This window comes from Vibrio sp. 661 (assembly GCF_033339315.1).
GTDB classification, from domain to species: Bacteria; Pseudomonadota; Gammaproteobacteria; order Enterobacterales; family Vibrionaceae; genus Vibrio; species Vibrio alginolyticus.
In genome coordinates this window covers 1-22,812 of record NZ_JAWOUJ010000019.1, presented here as the reverse complement: position 1 = coordinate 22,812, position 22,812 = coordinate 1, and the positions used below count along the sequence as shown (strand labels likewise).

The following is a 22,812-nucleotide window of genomic DNA, read 5'->3' as shown; positions in this document are numbered from 1 at the left end:
AGCGCTTCCAACAAGACCTATAAGGTTGGTAGAAAATTTCATAGGTTTTTTCGCTCAAACAGATATTAAAAATCACGTGATACAGAATTACGTGTTTGATAGAACTTAAGGATATTTCGTGGAAGTTAAAATTTTTCAGGTTGACTCGTTTACATCAGAGGTTTTCAAAGGTAATCCCGCGGGTGTTTGTATCACAGAGTCAAGCCTTGATGAGGAAACGATGTTGGCCATCGCGGCCGAGATGTCGTTATCTGAAACGGCATTTCTGTCACTCAGTACAATGCAACTTCGTTGGTTTACACCGAGGACGGAAGTTGCTTTGTGTGGACACGGCACACTTGCAACGGCGCACGTTCTGAAAGAGCAGGGGTTATATAATACTGGAGATACGATTGAGTTCGTTACGCTATCCGGGGTTTTAACTGCACAACTCGATCATGAAGAAATTCATTTGGTGTTTCCTGCTCCAACTTTAGATATGAGAGCTAGTATTAACAAAGACTTACTTCATGGCTTGGGGCTAGATGCCGCCAATGTAGCCGCCTACGCTCAGTTTGATAATAAGCAGTTGATCGTCATTAATAATGAATTTGTGCTTGAACAGCTCGACCCTGATTTTGGTGCGCTGCTTAAACAAAAAGGCCGTGGCGTCGTCATCACTGCTCAATCAAGCACTGACGCCGATTTTGTCTCTCGATACTTCGCGCCTTGGGTAGGTGTTAATGAGGACCCAGTTACAGGCTCTGCACATTGCGCTTTATGTGTTTACTGGGCTAAAGAGCTCAACAAAAAGCAACTGAAAGGCTTCCAAGCCTCCAAGAGAAGTGGGGTCGTCCATACAGAGTTGTTAAGCACTGAGCACGTTAAGCTTTCTGGAAATGCAGTAACGATATTGCGAGGATATATGAGAATCGCGTAGCGGTCCTTGTGGGAATGATTTTATTTTCGTGTTACCCAATGCTCAATAGTGAAGACGCTTGAATGCTGCTTATTTAAGTGGCTGATTTTTTTTTGTAAAAACACCCCTGGCACGGTGGTGTATAACGATTGGAGAGTTATATGAAAACTATCGGTCTTCTAGGTGGTATGAGCTGGGAGTCGACGCTTAGTTATTACAAATTGATCAACGAAGGAGTCAAAGAGGCGTTAGGCGGCCTAAATTCCGCAAAAATTTGTATGTATAGCGTGAATTTTTCGGAGATAGAGAAACTTCAACATCAAGGTAAATGGGAAGAAACGGCAAGCATTCTATCTGATGCTGCATCTTCAATAGAAAAAGGGGGCGCTGACTTCATTCTTATTTGTACTAACACAATGCACAAAGTTGCGCCTCAAATTGAAGCCAGTATTAATATCCCCATACTACATATCGCAGACGCGACTGCTGAGTTACTTCGTGAGAAAGGGGTTCAAAAGGTCGGACTCCTTGGTACTCAATTCACAATGGAGCAAGACTTTTATAAAGGAAGGCTTTCCGACCGTTATGGGCTTGATGTCGTCATTCCCGATCAAGACGACCGCTCTAAAGTACATAACATTATTTATAAAGAGTTATGCCAAGGTGAAATCAAAGAGGAGTCAAGGACGATATACTTGCAAATTATTGAAAAACTAAAAGAGCAGGGAGCTGAAGCTGTGATTCTCGGGTGTACTGAAATTGCCTTACTTGTAAACCAAAGTCACACCGATGTTACACTACTCGATACCACTTCTATCCATGCTCAAGCAGCAGTCCGTTTGGCAATTGAAGGTGAATGATCTACGCTTTCTTTCCTGCAAAAAAAGAGAAAACCAAGCACGTGGTTTTCTCTTTTTATTATCAAGTTATAAGCGAGCAAATTTGAGAGTTCTGTATCCACCAATCAAGTTGCGGGCTTTGTAACCATTGTTGACCAGCTGACGGTATGCTACGTTACCACGTAACCCAACTTGACAGTAAATCACGATCTCTTTGTCTTTAGGAAGTTCGTGCATGCGACGACGTAGTTGATCGACAGGAATATTAATTGCACCTTCAAGATAACCAACGGACTCCAATTCACCAGGATTACGAACATCAAGTAACAGTTGGTCTTCTGTCAGTGAATCCATTTCATCATAATGAATCGCAATCGCGTCACCTTTGATGATGTTATTTGCCACAAACGCCGCTTGGTTAATTACATCTTTAGCAGAGCCATAAGGTGGCGCGTAAGTTAGCTCGAGGTGTTGCAGTTGCTCTACCGTCATACCAGCACGCTGAGCAACTGCCATTACGTCGATACGTTTATCAACACCGTCTTTACCTACTGCTTGCGCACCTAATATTTTACCTGTTACTGGATCAAACAGCATTTTGAATGACACGGTTTCTGCACCTGGGTAGTAACTCGCGTGACTTGCTGTATGCACATACACTTTTTCATAAGCGATGTTTTCACGTTTCAGCTGTTTCTCGTTTTTACCAGTAGAAGCGACGGCTAAATCAAAAATCTTACAGATCGCCGTGCCTTGCGTACCTTGGTAAGTTTCTTGGCGGCCAAGCATGTTGTCTGCTGCCATTCGGCCTTGACGGTTTGCCGGGCCCGCAAGTGGCACTAGAGTTTGCTCGCCAGTCACAAAGTCTTTCTCTTCTACCGCGTCGCCGACAGCGTAGATCGAAGGATCGCTGGTTTGCATGTATTCATTGATATAAATACCACCAAGAGCGCCGATTTCTAAGCCAGCTTCTTTTGCTAATTTGGTCTCGGGGCGAACACCAATTGCCATAATCAAAATATCGGTGGTGAGTCTTTCACCATTGTTTAGTGTTAATTCCAATTCACCTTCTAGATGTTGGTGTTTTTCGCTCTCACCAGAGTCGAAACTTGCCACGTGCTCGTTAGGTACGAATTTCACCGACTCAAGTGCGACGCCAAGTTTAAGGTCGATGCCTTTCTCACGAATTTCAGCATGTGCGAAGCCAGCCATTTCACGGTCAACGGGCGTCATCACTTGATCCGCCATTTCAACTAATGTGGTTTTTATGCCTAGCTGGTGGAAGGCTTCCATCATTTCCAAACCGATAAAACCACCACCAACGACCGTAGCGTGTTCAACTTTGTTGGTTTCGATCGTTTTAATGATGCGATCCATATCTGGAATATTGCGCAGCGAGTGCGTTAACGGGTTATCAATACCCGGAATAGGCGGCACAACTGGACCTGCGCCAGGGCTGAGTAGAAGAAAGTCGTAGCTCTCTTGGTATTCCGAGCCATCAAGCAAATTGTTAACCGTAACCGTTTTGTCTTGACGGTTAATAGAAACCACTTCGTTCATCACACGGACATCAACATTGAAACGCGCTAGAAAGCTCTCAGGCGTTTGAAGAAGCAGTTTGCTGCGCTCTTGGATATCGCCACCAATGTGATAGGGTAAGCCACAGTTTGCAAAAGCTAATTGTATGATAGACTGCATCTGACTTAAAAGGTTTGTGAGAGATAAAAAATGAGTAAATACCACCTTTATCACCGTGTTAGTACGTCTGTCCAAAGTGAGGAAGGACATGGTATAGCTCGTCAACAACAGGGTAGCGAAATTTGGATTGAGAACCATAACAAGAAAAGGATTGATGACGGCTTGCCAACTTATAGCCGTGGGCAGATCTACGAGGATAGAGGTCGTAGTGGATACACAGCAGCTAACCTAAAGAAAGGTGAGCTTGGTCAGCTAATGAGTGATATTGAGCGTGGCTTTATCGCAAAAGGTGACATTATTGTTATCGAGCTGATTGATAGGTTTAGTCGAGCAAAGCCAGATTTTGTGCGCAAGCAATTTGAACAAATTTTGTCCGCAGGTGTGAAAATAGCGATTACTAAATGGGACATTGTGTTCGAAGAGGACATGCAAGGCATTGAAGGTGTGAGTGCTCGAGTCCTGCTGGAGATTAGTATCTATCTTGCAAACCAAGAATCATCTCAGAAAAGCGCAAGGATCCGAGCAAGCAATAATACAATGAAAGAACAGGGCTTAAAGCATATAGCAAAAACCCCGATCTGGCTCACTCGTTCCTATGATCGTAAGAATCACGAAGTCATCCCCCAAAACGCTGAGATTGTTCAAAAGATTTTTGAACTGAAATTGAAGTATGGCTGGGGCGCTATAAGAATTATGAATAAGTTAAGAGACCTCGAAGCTGAAGGCGAGCTAAAAGGCTTTGTTACTGTGGGTGATGAGCCAAGCTTAGTTTTGGCTAGGTACACATATAATCAGAAAGGGCAGTTGGTTCGAGGGGCGCTGAACTCTCCTCTTGCTGAATCTACAATTAATGCGGTTTTACGTAATAAAAATGTAATTGGACAATTGGGTGAACAAAAAACTTACTACCCGCCTATTGTAGATGAAGGTGTATATTATGCAGTACAGAAAAATTTCGATACCAATAGGGGAGGCGGAGGTAGTGGTAAATTCAACAATGTGTTCCGTAACATCGCAACATGCGGCTGGCCTAGCGACCGAGGGAATGAGTGTGGATACACGTTAGCTTACGGGCGAAAACCTGGGACTAAACCACCGAAAGGCATGTATCTTAAGTGTAATAACAAAAAGAAGCGTCACCGTTGCAAAGCTAAAAATGTTAACTATTTTCAAGCTCAGAATATCGTGTATGGAGTATTAAAAGAGATCAAATATGAAATAAGTAGTTCGATTGATATCTCTGCATTAGAAGCACAAAGAGGTGAAAAAACTGAGCACTTAAAGAATATTAGACAGTTTTTAGCTAGGAATCCCAACGATACGGGGTGGTTAGAACTATACGACAAGTTACGCTTGGAAGAAGCTGAAATAATGGCGCAGTTAGAGAGTGCTAAAGCAAAAATCACGGGTACTTTAAAAGAACTAAATTTAGACCTAGGCAACTCTGAAGGTAGGTATAAATTTAATCAAATTATGAAAGACTATAAAATTAAAATTATCTTTTATGAAATGCAGATAGTGATTAAAGTTGGAGTCTGGAATGACTTTGAGATAAGAATTCCCCACGATTATACTGAAAGAGATGTTAGTAAATTAACTATAACAGCGAAAGATACCATGCAAGGTATTGTATTGAGGAAGGGTAAAACTCCATCGCTGTTACTATCTTCGAGAAAGCTGTAGCGTTGCTATCGAAAACTTAAATACTGATGAAGATCTTGCGGAAGCACAATCAGACTCTAATCAAGACATAGAGTGCGAATTCTGGCTATTAAAGCATCAAACGTAGCCAAACTATAGAGATCAATCGGGTTCGACATAAGTGGGTGACATTGGCAAATAGTTGTAGAGATTGAAACCAGATCTTGACCCAAGAAACTACAGATTAAAGAGTTATCTGACTTTTTTGATAAGTATCTAACACGTTATAGAACTCGCAATACTAAACAGTTTCAGTTGATAACAAAGGCTAGCAAACAGAAATAATGTCTGTCGTAACAGATAGTTTAAATAGGTTTTTCTGCTCACAATTGCCCTTTTCATGCTGGCAACTAGGAAGTGATCCTTCTCGGTTGCTTTCCAGCTCTTAGCGATACTTAGTAATTGCGTCCTCGGTCGCTGTAACGAGCCTTTGCCCCAAAATGAGTTGCAACAAGTGTCAAAGAGAATTATTTACAGGGTCACTAGATATCACACATTTTTTGAGTCTGACTTCTATTAGACTCCATGGGTGTTTGTGGACAGATGCATACTAGTTATGAGTAACGAATCCCAGTTCACCTATGGAATCCCTAACAGCCGCCATATCTTCTTTAGCGAGTAAATCGTGATCTAAAGCTAACACCAGCCTCTTTTTGGCACGAGTAAGAGCGACATAGATTTTTTTCCATTCTTTATTAAATCGATTTGCTTTGCTAATACCATTTTGAGTTAAGTATTTCAGGGTATTAGGGCTAAGTATGATTACACACACATCAGCATCCAATCCCTTGATAGATTCGATACTTTGGACTTTGAATTGAACATCATTTTTTGTGCATGAATTGCATAGCTCATGTAATTGGGCGAAGTGCTGTTTATTAAGAGCCAATGAATGCCGAGCAATGAGTTTACTTATGGCTTTCTTATTATCTTCATTGATCGCATCGTCCATAAAGTCAGAAAAAGCTGCTTTAACAAACAAAGCTTTGTCTTTCTTGTGGTTAGAATCACGAATCATTTCCTCGATCTCTCGTGGGAATGAGTGTTTGTGTTTAGATGAAGTTGTATAGCGACCATTCTTTTTGTCGATACAAACAAGCTGTTTTGTATCTAAGTAGTGCGTTAGTAGATCGTCATATCGCCCGTCCGTCGATTCAATGTACATGAGTTCACCAACCATTTCTGATAGTGACTCTTGTTGCTGATTTTCATAACAGAAGCTGTTTGAGACAGTTAGTATCTCTCTGGGGACTCGCCTAGTTTGATTGTTGATCGGTAGTATGGTCGCGTATTTTTTTTGAGCTAATTTTTGAACGAAAGCATCAAGATCTTGGGGAAACTTGATTGCTTGTTTTGGATCTCCGATCATGTATATGTCAATATCGTTGCTGCCTAGAACTTCGAAAAAGCGAAGTGCATCTTTATCTAAGTCTTGGACTTCGTCGATGAATATCTTGTCAAAACAGCTTCCTAGAATAGCCAAAAGTCTGCGGACTTTAGCTTTCTTCGCTCTGTTGTTGTGCTTGCTGGTGGTTTCATCAACAATTTGTTTAGCGATGTTGTAGACGCTCTCGGCATGAATGATGTTTTTATCTTTTAATCGCTTTAAGTGCCAGTTTTTGAATCTAGCATCGCTCGGTAACATCATTATTGATGCGTCGTTATACACATCTCCGAGAGTGAATGACGAGAATGGGTAGATGATTTCGTTTAACAAGAAGCTATGTATGGTCTGTATACAGAGATTCGACGGAATAAAGCCATGCTGTTTGATTATCTCTTGCTCTATCTTCGCTGTTGCAGAGTTTGTGTACGTAAGTGCAAATGTCTTTTTGTGACTAGTACAAGCTTCGATGTGCTCTATCAAAGTCTTTGCTAAACCATAAGTTTTTCCAGCACCTGCACCAGCAATCTGTACTTCTATCATGATACCGCCTCGATAACCTCAGCGATGTGAGCTGGTAACTTGATATCCAGCGGATTCTCTTCATCAACCATCGCATCACATACATCAAGCATTCTTGCTGTCTTACCATTAATCATGTGTTTGGATACTGCGTCGAGGTCGCCTTCCATTTCGAATAAATCACTTAGTAAAGCTAGGTTGTCTTCTGCTTCTACTAAATCAATTTCAAGTGTGTAGTTTGTTGTTGTTCTTACAGTGACATTCGCATGCGCTGTGTCATAGGCATCATGTTTGGCTTTAGCCGCATCTGAATTGTCATAATCACGGACAACACCAATTTTCTTGTTCTGGTTATCTTTGTTCAAGGCTAGCCATATATCTAAGAAAGTGGCGTAACCACGTTGACCAATTGGAATAATATCAATGTCGTTGAGGGCTGGCTGTTTAGACAGATAAGTGCTGATTAGCATTTCTTCAGTCGGACCCTCTAGGAGAATGACTTTGTTCGCAAACAGCAGCTTTAAGATGTCGAAGTTAGGTCTCTTTCTTAGGTAGTCAACTAGCTTAGTTGGAGTATCAGACAGACTAATTGCTTTCTCGCCAGTAAACGCCAACACATTAGAGATCTTTAGCTTGTTGATGATCGATGGGTTATGGGTCGAAATGATAGTTTGTACAAGCGAGCCACTGTTGCTTGAGCTTTTCTCAATGAAGTCTCTTACTAAACGAAGGTTGTTAACGCTCAAGTGTGCTTCTGGTTCTTCTATACAGCACAAGTTGAATGTATCACCACATGACTTGTAGTAAGCAAACAAGATGAGTATGTAGATAAGATTTCGTTGTCCTAAGCCTTTTTGGTACAGAAATTCATTCCCGTATTTCAAAGTGATGTTCGATAAGATGTTCTTCAAGTTAGGCAGGTTAGGAGTGCACTCAAGCTGTTTGATAATACTGTCGTAATTCTCAAAATCGTCATTAGTTCTAATGACTTTGTCGAATGTTTCAGTCTTTTCAATAGCACTAAAAAACTCAGAGTAGGCGGTATTGATCTGACCTTTGTCGTCATCGTTGAGAGTGTTCATAAGCAGTTTGGTGAAAATGCTATTGGACTTCATTGAACTGCTTTCTGAGAAGTCATCTCGCTCTGCATTGATGCTATGGAGACTGACGTGTTTTAAGTCACTGTATGCGATAGGCTTTTCGTTGTTCACAGAGACGACTTGGTAGTCGTATAGCTCAACGGGTAGAGTAAACCAGTTAATATCATCTAAAGTCTTACCAGCGAACGATTTCTTCACGACCTCAAGCAAATCTTTGTCGTCTTTAGGCTTAAAGTCGTATCTGATTTTGTAAGTTTCTTTATCTCCATCTGCAACAATCCACTTAGCTAACAGTGCTGTTTCATAAGCATCTTTCGGATCAGCGAACTCTACGGTTACTGATACTTTAGGGATCTTTTTAAGCTGATTCTCTTCGGTGTCATCATTGACAACGGACGTTAGAAAATCAATAACGGAATCTTTGTTGATATCAGAAACACTCAAACGCTTCTGGTTGAAGTCTATTAGGTTGCCGCTTAACGGTAACGAAAGTGCGGTGAAAAAGTTCGTCTTACCAGTATCGTTTTCACCAATAACAACTGTCAGTTGTTGAAGTTTAGCTTCGAAAGTGCGGAAACTACGGTAGTTGTTAATCGTTACCTTTCTGATGTACATAGGAATTTCCCTAAAAAAGAAAACAAGCGCATATGCTACTAATGTACTACAGGTTATTGTATTGTTCCTACTACTTGTTGGTGCCTAAGTGTGATCGCACGTAACTCACAAATGTCCACTTTCGAGCTAGTGAGGTTAAGCTTGATTGGTCGGACTATAGGTCAGCACAAGCACTTGTTGCTTGTGCATTCAGAAAAGTGCATTTTTGTTCGATTATATATATAAACTGAACAAATGCACTTTTTACATTAACTGAAGCTCTTTCACTAGAACACTCACTCTTTGTCTAGATAGTCCCATTTCTCTGGCAATTTGGGATAAATTGACACGTCCGTTATCTTCCAACTGCTTACGATAGAGTTCACGCAAAATTTCTCGGCGTTTCACGTCTGCACCATAGCCTTTCATAGGCCCCGACTTCAATGGCTGATATATGCGCTGCGTAGCTTCATACCTCGCTAAAATATTCAGAATAGCAAACCTCAATGGACCGTTATTGAAATGATTTAATTCTTCTGAAGCTTCCCATCGTGAAGATTCAACCCCCGAGTCATCAAGGCTTTCGATAACCATGAATCCCCAACCTAGAAGAGAATTAAAGCTGGAGAATTGCGTTAAATTATCGGTCTGTTGTAAGCGATGAAAGCTAGTAGGGTAGTTATTTTTAGCATAGAGAATTATCGATTCGGCATATGACTCCCAGTGTTCATCGGTTTGATAACTGAGAACATCAACTACTGCTGGGACGCTATCGTTCACCATGCTGAACAACTTAGCAGCTAGGCCTCTTTGCTTTCCGTTCTTCTTTCTATATGCATTGGAAAAATCTTTTAACTCTGAATTAGAAGAGTGTCTTTCCGTAAACGATAGAACCTTTCGTACGGCCGAGTTGTACGCCTTTTTGTTGTGAATGGAATGGTGATCTTTACAATAGTAACTGGATGAAAATGTCCGTTTCCAACAAACAGCACACATAGGCAAACGAGTTTTGTATTGGGACTCAAAAAGATTTAATCGTCCTTGCTCTTGAGCGATTTCAAAAGGTATCCACTTTTTAGTTTGGCTAGTTGCACTCCTTGCTTTTAGTAAAACGCTTTCTAACGAAAAAAGTAAGAACTCTAAATCATCATCTACTTCCACCCTCATCGGTAATTCGAATTCGTAAGCATATTGGATGTTATTTATAGCTGTGCTTAGTCCACCACAGTAGCGTATTAACTCTTCAACACTTTGTGGCTTCAGGCCTTCATATTTCCTGCAAAAAGGAATGGTATCTGAAATTAAGCTTGAATAATGGGCTGACAATTGTGGTTGAGAAAATGCTGTTGAAACCAGAATTCCCGAACTCTTGTGACACTTCTTTTTGAGGAGGTTAAGCCCTTTGTGAGATGCACTAGCTTCGAGTTTTTCAAGGTTGGATACTAATTCGGCTTCTAGTTCTTTATATCTCATGTCAACAGGGTTGGGTGGTTTTTTGGTTATTTTGTGTATGGTACAGAGATTTTAAAGTGAAGTCATGTTCAACACATAAGTCGAAAAACAAAAATGAAAAAACAAAATTACAACCAAACAATGTCAGTCAGCGAGCAGACTATAAGTAACTTACTTACTGACGGACATACCGAACAGACTGACCAAACTTACTTGCTGATGGAAGCATCGTTTTTAGAGAAACTGAAATTGTTGGGGTATAGCCCCCAAAAAGGAAAGCCATTTTCAGATTACTACAAAGCAATGAAAGAGGGTGAAAATTCAGGGGACTCAATTGAAAACATGACCCAATTGAATGAAGCGGTCGGCGGTAAGTTCAATAAATCGAGAGCGGCTTATGAAGCGTACTGGGAATTCCAATCTCCAAACCTGCCGTCAGAGCCAGTTCCGCAAGATTTTTCTCAAAAACTAATGGGTTCGATTCAGGTGGATATTAAAAGTATTTGGCGACAGACACAGGAAGAGATTAACAATGCCCTAGCTGAAAAATCTGCTCAAGACGAAGATGAAAAATCAATGCTATCACTTAAGTTGATAGATAGTGATGAACTCATCGATGAGTTGAGGGGCCAGTTAGTAGTATTGGAAGGGAAGGCGATTGAGTCTCAATCAAAGATGGAAGAACTTTTTGAGACTAAAGCTCAGCTTATGCAACTAGAGCAATGTCAGATAGAAATTGAAAGCTTACAAGACAGAGATGCTGAAAATCAGAGAGTGATAACTGAGCTTAATGTCATGAATCGACAGCTAGAAATTCAAGCTCATCAACTCATGGAGCAAAACCAAAGGTTACAACAAGAATATGAGTTCTCAATGGCAGAGAGGTACCGTCTCGAAGGCCGCTTAGAACAGCATTTATCTGAACAGATATAGAGCAATCAACATAGATATACAGGCACTCAGTGCCTGCTTCAAAAAACTAGAATAAGAATAAGAATAATGAAACTAGTAGCTAAAAATCATAATTTTGCTCATTTAGTTGAGCAAGAAAGACAAACGAAAAGTATCGTTGTTAAGGCATCAGGCAAAATCAATTTCCAGTCAGAAACAGCAACAATCGTAACCCCTTTAGATAAAAAAAATCTCCAGAAAGTTTGTGAGTATTATCGATATGCAAACTATCGTGTAACCATTGCTATTGACAGCCAAAATTTTCGCAAAGACGCAGTCAGGATATTACAAGAGAATTACTTAGGGCTAGGTTGTTCTGTGTTTGATTTGTCAATTTCGGAGTCCCTCCCGCATCCTAAAAATGCAAAGCTTGAGTACTTATGTAAAGCATTTGAGTTAACGCGCTCTGGAAACCTTGCTCAGCTAGCAGCGAAGATAGCGATCATAAAAATTCCGTTTGTTTTTTCTTGTGCTAAACAGTGTGCAGCAGCATATATTCAGGATGATAGTTTGAAAGCACCTTTCATTCGATGTCTTGAGCGCAAGATAGAAAGGGTGAAGGAGGCTGTAGAGCGTGACTTTAAAATCAATTCATCTGATAACTATCAGCGAGTAGACAGCTTGAGAGGTTTAGAACTCTCTCAACTCCCGTCAACCACGGCAATTATCGCTGCGACGGGAGTGGGTAAAACAAGCTATGTATATACTCCTATTGCTCGTAGCGCTTCGGCAGATAAAAATGTGACTTATATTTCGCATTTGATTTCGTTAGTGGAGCAATTTTGTTTGGAAGTAAGCTGTGCGTCCTATCAAGAGCAAGATCTAATGAAGTTAGGACAAGCCAACAGCATGGGGAGTGTAATTAATAGTATTTGGAAACCCCATCTCTTCGAGAAGATATGCTCATCACATACTTTACTTATCGATGAGTTTGAGAAGGTCTACAAGACTCTCGTATGTAGCGAGAACAGTCGAACGATGCAAGCAGATAGAGTGTTTGATGCACTAGTTCATATTTTAAAAACTGTACCAAGGGTAATAGTAGCTGACGCTGATCTTACTGATAACTCATTAGCTTTTCTCAAGCAGATTCGCGGGGAACTGTCAGTAATTGAGTGCGAAGAAAACCCATATAAAGGCCTTAACGCAACGATCTTGAACAAAAAGGAATTTTTAAATCCGAAGCACGTTCGAGATGTATTAGAACGGGATAAAGTGTTTCTGTTTGACAATCTTCAAACACTGAAACAAGTCGTTGGTCAGCTAGGCTATCAAAATCATCTGGGTTTAGATTGCGAAACGAAAGCTTTAAATGACGGTGTACTTGTGCTGCATAGTGATAATCGAGATATGCCAGCTCAGAAAGCTTTTCTAAAAGATCCAAATCGAGAAGTGACAAAGTACAAAGCTGTCATTGCATCTCCATGTTTAGGTGCTGGTTTTTCGATTATTGAAAACTATACCAACACAGTGAATGTCATCTGTGAATCCACCTTGATACCAAGAGAGTTAGTTAATTTCTCGAGGCGATTTCGATGTGCAAAGGAATATAACTTTTGGTGTGGCGATTTGAAAAGCTCTCGTAATAACCAATCTAACGACTGTCTTGAAAAACACCGCCACTCACATCTCGGGCTACGTTATACAGAAAGGTTGAAATTCGAAAGGCAAAAGCGAGAGCTTAATGAGCATCTAGCTCTATCAATGCGATTTACACTAGAAAAGCTTGGCTTTGCAGTCTCTTGTGAAAATTCTATGCAGCACAATACTGCCGTTTCCAAACATAAAAGGCAGTTTGATATTGAATTCAAAGCCCAACAGCAAATTGCAGTCGTGAAAGCGGTTGATATAACATCGACGGAATTTGCCACCAAACAACGTTGTAATGCACTATCGTCAATAGCTTTAGCAGAGGTCAGAAAGTTTGAGATCAAAATGATCTACAACTTAGACAAAATCAATGTAGAGCATGTAAAGTTTGATGATAACTTCGATAGAGAGCTATTTGCTCACCTCCCGTTTGTGTTGGACAAATCGAGTCTTCTAAAGCTCGGTATTTATTCAAGGCAGAAAGAATACATAGCGAATATGATTTATCTCGTAGTGTTTGATGGCTATAACTTCGAAGAAGAAAAGTCGAATCACTTCTTATTTAAATCTTCTGTAGCCGACGTATTGAGAAAGATGGATGGTGATGGCCTTGGCCTCTATTTCCCACCGCACTTGAAATTCCCCAGCTTAGATAAAGCGGAGCAGACTTACAAAGCAACAAGTTATTTAAAAGCAGTGCTGGCTAAGCTTGGGTTTGTGCTTGGAAGATACGGTGGAAAGGAGCAAAAAGCTAGAGTATCGGTGTCACCTCTAGCAATAGAGTACAAAATATGGTTGCGTAACGCCTCACTGAAGGTTGTAACTGGTTACGAATGATTTAATGTATTAGTTATATAATCAGTTTTTATACAGTACGGTAAGAGAGGGTCTAGAACAAGAAAAGTGGTGCTTCTTAGTACCGCTTTATATCACTCCCACTCATACAACATTCTTTAGACAGTAGTACGATTGACAAGCTTATTTCGCTCTCAGTTACCAAGTACAGAGAACTAGAAAAAATAAAGTGATTAGTATTTCAGATATAATTTTAAATAAAACATTGACTCTTTGCTATGAAGTGATTAATGTATTAATAAGTTGGCTGGCAATTTGGTCTCTCATCGCTAACTAGACACTAAATGTATCGTTCTGATATCGGTGTTCTCATAGATAATAATAGTCTTAAGAAAAATAAAGCTGCTTAAAGCAAAGTTTAAATCTACTTAATTCTGATTGTCTGTGGAGGACATTATGTATAATTCTGACATTATTGAATTCGATCTATCTAGTCACCCTTTAACCTCGTCAAATCTTGATGTACACATATCTAATATTATTAATAACATCGGTGTGATTAATAATATTAATCCTAAAGAATATATATGTGATATTCCATTAATAAAATCAGTACAATTGGCACTATTAAATAGAAAGCCAGACATGGACTTAGATTTTGAGATTAGTTGCAGTCTCTCAAAATATATCTCAAACATAACCGAATATAATGAGTTAGAAAGCTATGTTAGGCAGAACTATCTTGATACTAATTACTTGTATTTCCAAGGAAATGCTCTTCGCGGAGAACTTTCTGCTGTAAATGAGATTAAGCATATCTTGCTATATCATAATAACAAACTCATTGTTGATGATGATTGTTTTTCTGCGTTTAAGTTTGGGTTAATCACCAAGAGTGGTTCTCATTTTTCTTGCTTATTCATAAATAGAACTTCTGATTTACAAAGCCATCATGTTAAAGGTGTCGACTATATATTCTGTCAAGTTGATGATTTCCTTATCCCTATGTCAGAAGAAGTAACCAAGTGGGAATATAAGCCGCATTTAAAAATTGTAACAACTGCCGAATTGGGTTCTTGGCACGAGAAGAAGCTTTGTTGCTAGATAGGGGAGCCGCTATGTATGGATATTCAGAAGTGTATTATTTTTGTGCGCTTAGATTTGTTTATCAACTTACACCAACGGAGAGGATGTTACTGAGACAGAACCCGAGAGGTTCTCAGTTTAATCAAGAGTTGATTAAATGTTGTTTAATGATGGTTGATGGAACAGCGAAGGTGTCGGATATGAGAATAAGTGATGTAAATTTGGTGAAACTTCTCGAGCGATTTAGCAAGAAGTCTTTGAGTACAGAAATTGGTAACTACATAATCGAGCGCGACAATGGGCGAGACATTACGATTGATTACGATGTTTACCAATTATATTTTGAAGATATAAAAACTGATTTTGATTATCAAAACAGAAACATGAGTCACGGTACTACTTTATTAAACGTGAATATACCTGCTTATGGTGTGATGTCAAAGTTGAAAGTGAATGATAGGTTGGAGATGATCCCTCACTCCTCTGTGTCATTAGCAGTCACGTTTTTAAAATCAAAACCCTCTTGGATTTTGAAAAGCTTCGATGCAATAAAATTTTCAAATTCAGAAAAAAGTAGCGCTCTGATAGGAAAATTCCTGACTTCTGATGGTTGTGAGAATAGGTTTATTTTTAGCATTTATGCATCTCACGTTAAGAGTAATCGAGAAAACTTGGATGTAATATGCTTAATCGATGACCGTGAATACGAAGTTTGTATTCACGGACAAGAGCAAATGCATGCAATCTCAATAATTGATTTGTTAGTTTGAAAGGGACTTGCAGCTTAAGCTTAAGATAGACAGGGCAGTATGATTCATCATACTGCTTTTTCTAGAGTAACCTTACTCCCGAAGTCTCCAGTATCACTCTCTCTGAATGATCTAGGCCTAAGGCTTTTCCACTAATATGATCAATGCTTATGCTTTAATTATACATAAACGTAAGCAAAAAATACTATTTTGAAACTTCTCGCTTTAATAAATGGTTTTTCTGTTGACTTTGTGTTGGATGTGGTGGTAGCTTCTATAGCGTTCCAGTGAGGAAACTCAATGGACTCAATAATAATATAACAACTTAGATAATAAAATAATAAGTTCGATGTGTGTTTCTAAAAAGTACTTGAAGCAGCATTGAAAGATACGTGCCAAAACGGCTAAAAATTAGCCAGAAGATTTGGCGTTTGAACTAAGTTATCAAGCTCAACAATGAGTTTGTATTATTAATTGGAGTCCATCATGGATACATTTAACACAGAAAAACAATTCACTTCTTTCTACCTAGATCTTGATTGGGATAGATTAGACTCTCTATTTAAGTCTTCCGACGCTCATCTCATAGTCACATCTTACGACGGTATTCCACTTGATGATGATGTATCAGGTCAGTACCAGATAAGACTCTTTATGGATTTAGAGCTAGTTGCTATTTGTAACGCTGATGAATATAACGGCATTAGCGACGTAGCGCTGCATCCATCATTTGCCAGCCATAGACAACTTATTACTCAACTTTTTTCTGGATACCTGAATGCTCCAGAGTTTTTGTTCGAAATTAGTGAATTTAATGTTATCTCATTGACAGTACGACAAGCAATGCGAGATGGTCAGTACGCAGTTCACACTCTTAATGGTGATGAAGTTCTTCTTCTACACGATTATGGAGACATCGCTGCGTTGAGTTTTTCCGCCGAAGGCCAAAAGGTATCATTTACATCTGAATTAGTCATTGGCAGCCCAATTTATAGTGACAAACTAACATCTCAAATCCTCGATTCATTTAGCCCCAAGGTACAAGGGCTGATCAAACAAGTTAAAGCAGACCTTGTAGAAAAGGTTAAGACTCTGAATGAAGATCTTTTATTCGATCGCGTTCCTCGTGCCATGTTGACGACGAAAGAACCATTATTTGTATCGTCAATTTTCAAAGAAGGTGAGGTATAAGATGGTGATTAAGGAGCAAAAACTTATTCTGGTGCGAGGTATCCCAGGCTCTGGAAAGTCAACGCACGCTAAAGCTTTAGATGCAAAGTTGGTCGAGGCTGATAAGTTTTTCATCGATAAAGATGGTCGATATCAACACGATAGTACATACATTAAGGATGCTCATAACTGGTGTAAGCTTGAAACTAAGCGTCTCTTGAAAGCTGGTTTCAATGTTGTTGTTGCTAACACGTTCGTGAAAAACTGGGAAATGAAATTCTATCAAAACCTAGCGAATGAAATGGGTCTAGTCTTTGAGGTCATTGAAATGAAGGGGAATTATCAGAACATACATGGTGTCCCTGATTCAGTGGTTACTCGTATGGCTTCTCAGTTTGAAACGCTAGACTCAAGCTTTGGAACTGCAAAAAGATGTTACGCAGCATGAGTAGGATTGAAGTTAGATTTAGTAACATTGAAAAAATGTATATGAAAGCTACGAAGCATTGGTATGGGCGAGTGTTGAGAGTGATACTGTCAAGAGGGAAGGTGAGTTTTCGGTTCAGTTAGTGGATGGTAAGTTTGATTGTTACTGTCAAATTCATTCTTGCGATATCAGTCATGATAACCGCCTTTGGGGTAATCACAAAGATACTGAGGAATTAGGTATCTTTGACGAAAACCTAATGAGCAGATTCTTTGAAGAGGTCGTCGCTATAGCCGAGCAAGTTTTTTATGAAGAATGCACTCTTAATGTACTGTTAACGGAAAGTTGTGGGTTGAAGCTAAATGAATCTTCTACAAGTGCTGCTGGTTGTGGAATCGTGGGCGGCTTTCATTTAGAGAAATACACAGAAGCAGATGGAGATAAGGTTTTGCTGGTAGCAATTGACTCTGAAGCAAACGGCGATCGCATAATCAATCGTACCAAAGTGTTTGATAGTGAAGAAGAGTACGATGAATATGTAGAGGACTATAGTGAAATCAGCGATAAATGATAGGAAATTCGAACTACAGATGAACAAGAAAATGATTGATTGTGAGTACGATTGATTCATTTCACTAAGTTATACTAGCTTAGGCCTGATCTGACAGTTAACCACTTTTGAATCGGTGTCTGTCAGATTATGTCTAGGTTAGATTCTTTTCAGCCCATATTGCTTTTCCATCTTCTAATGTCTCCATTGGCGTTCTGTCACGGCAGGTTTTCCCTAGATGAGTACGATGATTGTCATAGTAGTCCATCCATTAGTTCAGATCTATCTGCAACTCTTCCATTGAGCCATATAGTTACTTTCAGAAGATGACTTGGTAAAGTCATTTGTAAGCAGGTCATAGCCCCGTATGATAACCGTCTAGCCCGAATAATAAGATCAAAGCTTCCGCCCCCCTCAACTAGATTTAAAATGGCTAAACTTCGTTAGAAAAAGCAACTGGAAACAGAACAATAAAGCCTTCATCAATCGTGGTTCGCTCACCTTCTAGATTGATGAACAAGAGATAAAAGAAGGGAAAAAAGCAAACAAAATAAGTGTGGAAGACCACGTTACTTCTGTGATCTGGCATCCACGATAGTGTTGAAGATGAAATATATCTTCTCGATGCCGTTTCGAACTCTACAAGGATTAAGTAACTCTCTATTGACGATTGCTCTTGTTCCATTGCAGTGCCTACATTACACTCGTATCAATCGCGCGGAGCCAAACAGGTTGAAATTTCACTCAAACCTCTGATGTCATAAGACACTTAGCCATTGATACCATAAATCTCAAGGTTTGTGGTGAAGGTGAATGTAAAATCAAAAAGCATGGCGTGGATGGTTAGAGTTGAGTTTGGCTAAAACGACATATCGCTGTTGATAGTGACAAACAAGAAATTATCGCTGAGGAGTTGAGTTTATCGAACACAACTTCAAGTATTTTTGCAGCATGCGATAAGGGAAGGTTTGAAAACAAGAAATAAATATATGCAGATATAGTTTTTCATGAAGAACTATGAATACGTTTAGTCTACAACAATCCTTCCCCAATCGCTGATTCTATTTTAAAGTCAACTATAGATATCATCAGAAATAAAAGTCTAAATGATAAGGGGATTTAAATAGCGAAGTCGTCTAAAGTGGCACCTGAGTCCAGCGCCAATTGTATCACTTTAGGTGTACGTCCTTGTCCAGTCCAAGTCTTTTCAAATCCATTTTCATTGACGTATTTATATTTGGCTGGCAAAGGTTGTCGTTTATTCTTGCTTTTGGCTTGCTGTTGGGAAGATAGGGCAGAAATTACGGCATTAGCATCGAGTCCTTGCTCACGAATCTGTTTAGCAATTTCCTCAAGTTTTTCTTGTTTTTTCTCTAGTTCAATCTTTATCTTGTCTTCTTCTGTACGGCGTTCTTCTACAACCTTTGAAAATTTACTTAGAGCTTCTTCAAGCTGAATTAAAGATAAATCGCGAGAAAATACTCTTAAACTACGGATATTAAGTAGAGTTTTTTCAAATTCTTTTGTCATGATCTCTAGTACCTCATTTTATATTTTTCTTTAAAACTATATGCAGCTTATCACATGAGTGTTCCTATTCGATAATAATTAATAATAAATTGTGAGTGGAATCATAACAAAGAGTTGGCAATAAGATATATAAATTTATAAAGAAAATATTTTAACTCCCTACAAGAATATTGCAGGGAGGTTTGTTTAGAAATTGTATTTAATATTTACACTATAAGTATCTAGTGTTACGGAGTAGTCTTTGTTATTCGCTTTTGATTCTAAATCGAATTGTTCGGCATGATATGCAACATTGAACGAAACTGGACCTAAGAAATCAGGAGTAAACTCTAGCCCAAGACCATAGGTAAAAGTTGCACCAGTATCTTTATCAATGGAATCCTGGTTCTCATCTAAAGAGATATAGCCTACACCTACAGAAACGAAAGGAGATAAGAATTCTGTAATCGGGTAAGATACATTAGCATTAAATGATAATGACTTCGGACTCCATTTATACTCATTTTTGGCAAGGGGAGATTTAAAAGAAATATCACCATGCTTTTGTAGCTTGGTTTCGAAGGAAACATAAGGGTTTAGCTTATACCCTGCATTGATAAAGATAGGTGTACCTTCTGAATCAATAGTCATTGGAATAGGTATATCTTTAGCTATATCAGTATCTATACCGCCTGTGCCTAGGCCAGCACCAATATAGAAGTCACTTTCGTTAGCCGACGCAGATAGTGCAGTAATTAATGGTACTACCAATAAAATAGACTTTATCTTCATTTTAATTTCCAAGTTTTGATTGATTGAGTTTATTATCTAGTTTTTTTATGATAAAACTTTCCCAGTCCGTAGATGTTATATTAGTTGCAATTGCTCTTTTACAAGAAATTCTAATAAATGATTCATTCTGATTTCCATATAAATTTATAAATACATTCTCTCCCCAACTGAATGCATTTATAGGTGTTTGAGCAAGTATATTTCCGTTAGGCTTATCTTCGTAAACAAGTTGAAGATCAGAATTGTTAATTATTTTTATAGTATCAATCCATAGGGTTTCAATACTGACAGAGTACTGATGTGTTTTCTTTTCATTGATGGAGCTTCTAGAGTCCTTAATTGTCGAGCAACCAGTAACAAAAATAATTCCAAGTACAATTAATAATTTAATTGTTTTTATAAACATAAAAACCTATATCTATGATAATTCACTTCATGGTTGTGAATTCTATTGAATTAGATATCAATAGTCACTGAGAAGTGGCCGATTATAGGTAAACAAAAGTAATCATTTTTCATTTATGTAAGCATATGTAAGAGAAATGAATGGTCTTTATTAAATAGTCTATAATTATGAGTTTACCATATGAAATAGTGAACAACATGAGTACAAAGAAAGTATTGTTAGTTGAAGATGATCATGAAATCGCTCGATTGATAAAGATGTACTTAACTACAGAGGGGTTTGAGGTTGATACCTTTGATCGGGGAGAGGATGCATTAAAAGAAATTGAAGAAAATGCCCCTGATGTTTTGATTTTAGACCTTATGCTACCTGGGTTAAATGGTAGTGAAGTATGTCAAAAAGCTAGATGTTTCTATGATGGAGCTATATTGATTTTGACTGCGTGTTCCGATGACTTGAATGAGGTAGCTTTATTGAGGCTTGGGGCAGATGACTTTATCTCAAAACCAGTTAAGCCACATGTGTTAGTAGCTAGAATTGAAGCATTGATAAGAAGAGTACTACCCAAAGATTTGCCCTTAAATGGAAAAGAAACACCGCTAAAAGTGCGAGATATTGAGTTAGAGCCGCATTCAAGACGGCTTATCTTTAGAGGGAATAGAATTTACTTATCGAATGCAGAATTCGAAATGTTACTCCTACTCATGAGTAACGTAGGAAAAGTAGTGACTAGAGAAGATTGTTGTAGATCATTGAGAGGGGTAGAGCATGGATACAATGATCGCTCCATAGATATGAGAATATCTACTTTAAGAAAAAAGTTACAGGATAACAGTTCTCCACACAGGTACATTTTGACCATAAGAAACAAAGGGTACATGATGATCGATGAATAACTTTCTTCCTCCAATGTTTACAAGAATCTATATAAGTATGATCTTGTCGCTATTTACCAGTGTAGGATTCACTCTCTTCCTCACTACTGAATACCTCAGTAATGATGAGTTAGTAGATTTTCATAGAGATACAAAATATGTATTTAATACTATTAAAAATCAATTAGAACAAGATAGCGTATCGTTCGAGAGCTATTTTGAAGATTCCAAAAATCCAATGCCTTATCAACACTTCGATGTGAAGTGGGTTCCAAAATTGGACGAGGATAATTTAGAACATCTAACTTATCTATCAAACGTAAAAGGAATTGATATCTTTGAAAAAGATTCTGAAACTCTGTTTGCGATTTATGAAATTGGAATTGACAATGGTTTTCTTTTAATTAGTGATCGACCACCTTTAAAGCTAAGTGAAGAGGCTTTATCCACAACTCCAATATATAAAGATCCAGAGGTTCTTGTACCTTTACTAGTTTGTTCAGTTATTCTAATTGTTATCGGAGTTTTATTGTATTATCCAACTTATCAACTTCAAAAGCAGATTGAAAATCTAACCCTTGTACAAAAAAAGTTTGGGAAAGGAGAACTATCCGTAAGAGCTAATGAAAACATACCTAAGCCATTAAGTAAATTGGCTTTTTACTTCAATGAAATGGCAGAGGAGATATCTGCTAGTTTTACAAGAAGCCAGATCTTTGCACAAGCAGTACCACATGAAGTAAGAACACCTCTTAGTAAAATTCAATTAGCTGTCGGAATAATAAGAAAGGGAAAAATAGATAAAGATACAAAAGAGTTACTTGATGATATTGATAGATATATTGATGACTTAACGGATTTAAGTGATAAAGTTGTTCTTCTTTCTAAACTAAATAATCTTAGTAAATGTCAAAAAAACAATAAAGAAGCATGTAATGTTATAGCTTTAGTCAAAGAAAGGCTGAGCTTTTTGGATAATTGCGATAAGAAAGTTAAGGTAGAGTCTGATGATGAAATAACATTATTTTGTTCTCCTATACTTTTGAGGCTTGCATTGGATAATTTAATTTCAAACGCGATTAGATATTCATGTGATCATGTACATGTAGAAGTTACGACTAAAGGTAGATTCATTAGGATTACTATCAAAAATGATGGGCCTCCAATCGAAGATAATAAAAGAGAAGAGTTATTTATGCCTTTCTCTCGATTAGATGATAGTCGAGCATCAAAGTTGGGTGGATTTGGCTTAGGGCTTGCAATTGCAAAATCTGCGGCTAATTCAATGGAAGGAACCTTAAGCTTAGTTAAAAGTGATGCTTTAGAAACTGCTTTTGAACTTAACATTCCTGTTAAATAGTGTATGAGTGAAATTTAAAATGTACGTTTACTTGAAGGTATTTTATGAAAAATTCTTTTGATTTCATAGTGTTCTACTGTGTCGTAACCAGTGGGTCTTTTAGTCAGGCAGCTATACAGTTAGGAATTGCTAAATCAGCTGTTAGTAAAATTATATTTCGAATGGAAGAAGAGGTTGGCGTTCAGCTTTTATATAGAACTACTAGAAAACTTTTCTTAACGGAGGCAGGTAGCAAGCTCTTTGTAGGAGCGAAGAAAGTATATGATGCGGCAAAAAAAGCAGACGAAGCACTGAGGGATCCCCTCATAATTTCCCCAAAGCGCAACCATGTTTGAATAGATTTTGAGCAAGCAGGATTGCAGCT

19 protein-coding genes and 3 pseudogenes are annotated in these 22,812 nt (G+C 38.5%); 14 read left to right on the top strand and 8 right to left on the bottom strand.

The features are described 5' to 3' along the window. The first annotated feature begins 118 nt into the window (after positions 1-118). Positions 119-919, top strand: a complete 801-nt coding sequence (locus R7P69_RS21385; protein WP_017820175.1) for a PhzF family phenazine biosynthesis protein — start codon at positions 119-121, stop codon at positions 917-919. 140 nt (positions 920-1,059) lie between these two features. After that, positions 1,060-1,758, top strand: a complete 699-nt coding sequence (locus R7P69_RS21380; protein ID WP_042520941.1) for an aspartate/glutamate racemase family protein — start codon at positions 1,060-1,062, stop codon at positions 1,756-1,758. A 66-nt stretch (positions 1,759-1,824) separates the two neighbouring features. Here R7P69_RS21380 and R7P69_RS21375 read toward each other — a convergent pair. Beyond that, positions 1,825-3,417, bottom strand: a pseudogene (locus tag R7P69_RS21375) (FAD-dependent oxidoreductase); the annotation flags it as partial. Positions 3,418-3,465: 48 nt separating this feature from the next. Between R7P69_RS21375 and R7P69_RS21370 the strand changes: the two are divergent. After that, complete coding sequence (locus R7P69_RS21370; RefSeq protein ID WP_046875409.1) at positions 3,466-5,118, top strand: recombinase family protein; 1,653 nt, start codon at positions 3,466-3,468, stop codon at positions 5,116-5,118. Between the two features lie 568 nt (positions 5,119-5,686). Here R7P69_RS21370 and R7P69_RS21365 read toward each other — a convergent pair. From R7P69_RS21365 to R7P69_RS21355, 3 genes are all read right to left on the bottom strand, one after another. Beyond that, positions 5,687-7,063, bottom strand: coding sequence for a UvrD-helicase domain-containing protein (locus tag R7P69_RS21365; RefSeq protein WP_046875410.1), 1,377 nt, complete (start codon positions 7,061-7,063; stop codon positions 5,687-5,689). Beyond that, the gene (locus R7P69_RS21360) at positions 7,060-8,757 is read right to left on the bottom strand and encodes an ATP-dependent nuclease (RefSeq protein ID WP_046875411.1); all 1,698 of its coding nucleotides are present in this window, start codon (positions 8,755-8,757) and stop codon (positions 7,060-7,062) included. Before R7P69_RS21360 ends, R7P69_RS21365 begins: the two co-directional genes overlap by 4 nt. Positions 8,758-9,000: 243 nt before the next feature. Beyond that, a complete protein-coding gene (locus tag R7P69_RS21355; protein ID WP_046875412.1) occupies positions 9,001-10,209 on the bottom strand; it encodes a winged helix-turn-helix domain-containing protein in 1,209 nt (402 codons plus the stop codon). A 93-nt stretch (positions 10,210-10,302) separates the two neighbouring features. Between R7P69_RS21355 and R7P69_RS21350 the strand changes: the two genes are divergently transcribed. From R7P69_RS21350 to R7P69_RS21320, 7 genes are all read left to right on the top strand, one after another. Beyond that, positions 10,303-11,121, top strand: coding sequence for a hypothetical protein (locus R7P69_RS21350; protein ID WP_046875413.1), 819 nt, complete (start codon positions 10,303-10,305; stop codon positions 11,119-11,121). A gap of 66 nt (positions 11,122-11,187) precedes the next feature. Further along, positions 11,188-13,566 carry a hypothetical protein gene (locus R7P69_RS21345; RefSeq protein WP_046875414.1) on the top strand — a complete coding sequence of 793 codons (2,379 nt, stop codon included), beginning with the start codon at positions 11,188-11,190 and terminating at the stop codon, positions 13,564-13,566. A 414-nt stretch (positions 13,567-13,980) separates the two neighbouring features. Then, entirely contained in the window at positions 13,981-14,628 is a 648-nt protein-coding gene (locus tag R7P69_RS21340; RefSeq protein WP_104973702.1) for a hypothetical protein, read from the top strand. Continuing rightward, positions 14,601-15,380 carry a hypothetical protein gene (locus tag R7P69_RS21335; RefSeq protein ID WP_162860669.1) on the top strand — a complete coding sequence of 260 codons (780 nt, stop codon included), beginning with the start codon at positions 14,601-14,603 and terminating at the stop codon, positions 15,378-15,380. The genes R7P69_RS21340 and R7P69_RS21335 overlap by 28 nt, the downstream gene beginning before the upstream one ends. 465 nt (positions 15,381-15,845) lie before the next feature. Beyond that, the gene (locus tag R7P69_RS21330; protein ID WP_046875417.1) at positions 15,846-16,550 is read left to right on the top strand and encodes a hypothetical protein; all 705 of its coding nucleotides are present in this window, start codon (positions 15,846-15,848) and stop codon (positions 16,548-16,550) included. Position 16,551: 1 nt separating this feature from the next. Beyond that, positions 16,552-16,977, top strand: a complete 426-nt coding sequence (locus R7P69_RS21325) for an AAA family ATPase (protein ID WP_250158264.1) — start codon at positions 16,552-16,554, stop codon at positions 16,975-16,977. Positions 16,978-17,098: 121 nt separating this feature from the next. Beyond that, complete coding sequence (locus R7P69_RS21320; RefSeq protein ID WP_046875418.1) at positions 17,099-17,527, top strand: hypothetical protein; 429 nt, start codon at positions 17,099-17,101, stop codon at positions 17,525-17,527. Positions 17,528-17,660: 133 nt separating this feature from the next. Here R7P69_RS21320 and R7P69_RS21315 read toward each other — a convergent pair. After that, positions 17,661-17,819 (bottom strand): annotated as a pseudogene (locus R7P69_RS21315) (IS481 family transposase); the annotation flags it as partial. Positions 17,820-17,987: 168 nt separating this feature from the next. Here R7P69_RS21315 and R7P69_RS21310 point away from each other — a divergent pair. After that, a pseudogene (locus tag R7P69_RS21310) lies at positions 17,988-18,440 on the top strand (transposase); the annotation flags it as partial. Between the two features lie 185 nt (positions 18,441-18,625). On the opposite strand, the gene R7P69_RS21305 reads toward R7P69_RS21310, so the two are convergent. From R7P69_RS21305 to R7P69_RS21295, 3 genes are all read right to left on the bottom strand, one after another. Next, the gene (locus R7P69_RS21305; RefSeq protein ID WP_025510137.1) at positions 18,626-19,036 is read right to left on the bottom strand and encodes an H-NS family nucleoid-associated regulatory protein; all 411 of its coding nucleotides are present in this window, start codon (positions 19,034-19,036) and stop codon (positions 18,626-18,628) included. A gap of 186 nt (positions 19,037-19,222) precedes the next feature. Continuing rightward, positions 19,223-19,807: a porin family protein gene (locus R7P69_RS21300; protein ID WP_052708185.1), complete on the bottom strand. Its 585-nt coding sequence runs from the start codon at positions 19,805-19,807 to the stop codon at positions 19,223-19,225. Between the two features lies 1 nt (position 19,808). Continuing rightward, positions 19,809-20,213, bottom strand: a complete 405-nt coding sequence (locus R7P69_RS21295; RefSeq protein ID WP_046875420.1) for a hypothetical protein — start codon at positions 20,211-20,213, stop codon at positions 19,809-19,811. A 197-nt stretch (positions 20,214-20,410) separates the two neighbouring features. Here R7P69_RS21295 and R7P69_RS21290 point away from each other — a divergent pair, with 197 nt between their 5' ends. Genes R7P69_RS21290 through R7P69_RS21280 form a run of 3 tightly spaced genes read left to right on the top strand, consistent with a single transcriptional unit; the run spans position 20,411 to position 22,783 of the window. After that, on the top strand, positions 20,411-21,109 hold the full coding sequence (locus R7P69_RS21290; protein WP_046875478.1) for a response regulator transcription factor: 699 nt from the start codon (positions 20,411-20,413) through the stop codon (positions 21,107-21,109). Beyond that, positions 21,102-22,448 (top strand): sensor histidine kinase, encoded by a 1,347-nt coding sequence (locus tag R7P69_RS21285; RefSeq protein WP_213961097.1) that lies wholly within the window; start codon positions 21,102-21,104, stop codon positions 22,446-22,448. Before R7P69_RS21290 ends, R7P69_RS21285 begins: the two co-directional genes overlap by 8 nt. A gap of 44 nt (positions 22,449-22,492) precedes the next feature. After that, positions 22,493-22,783: a LysR family transcriptional regulator gene (locus tag R7P69_RS21280; protein WP_318121685.1), complete on the top strand. Its 291-nt coding sequence runs from the start codon at positions 22,493-22,495 to the stop codon at positions 22,781-22,783. The last annotated feature ends 29 nt before the right edge of the window (positions 22,784-22,812 follow it).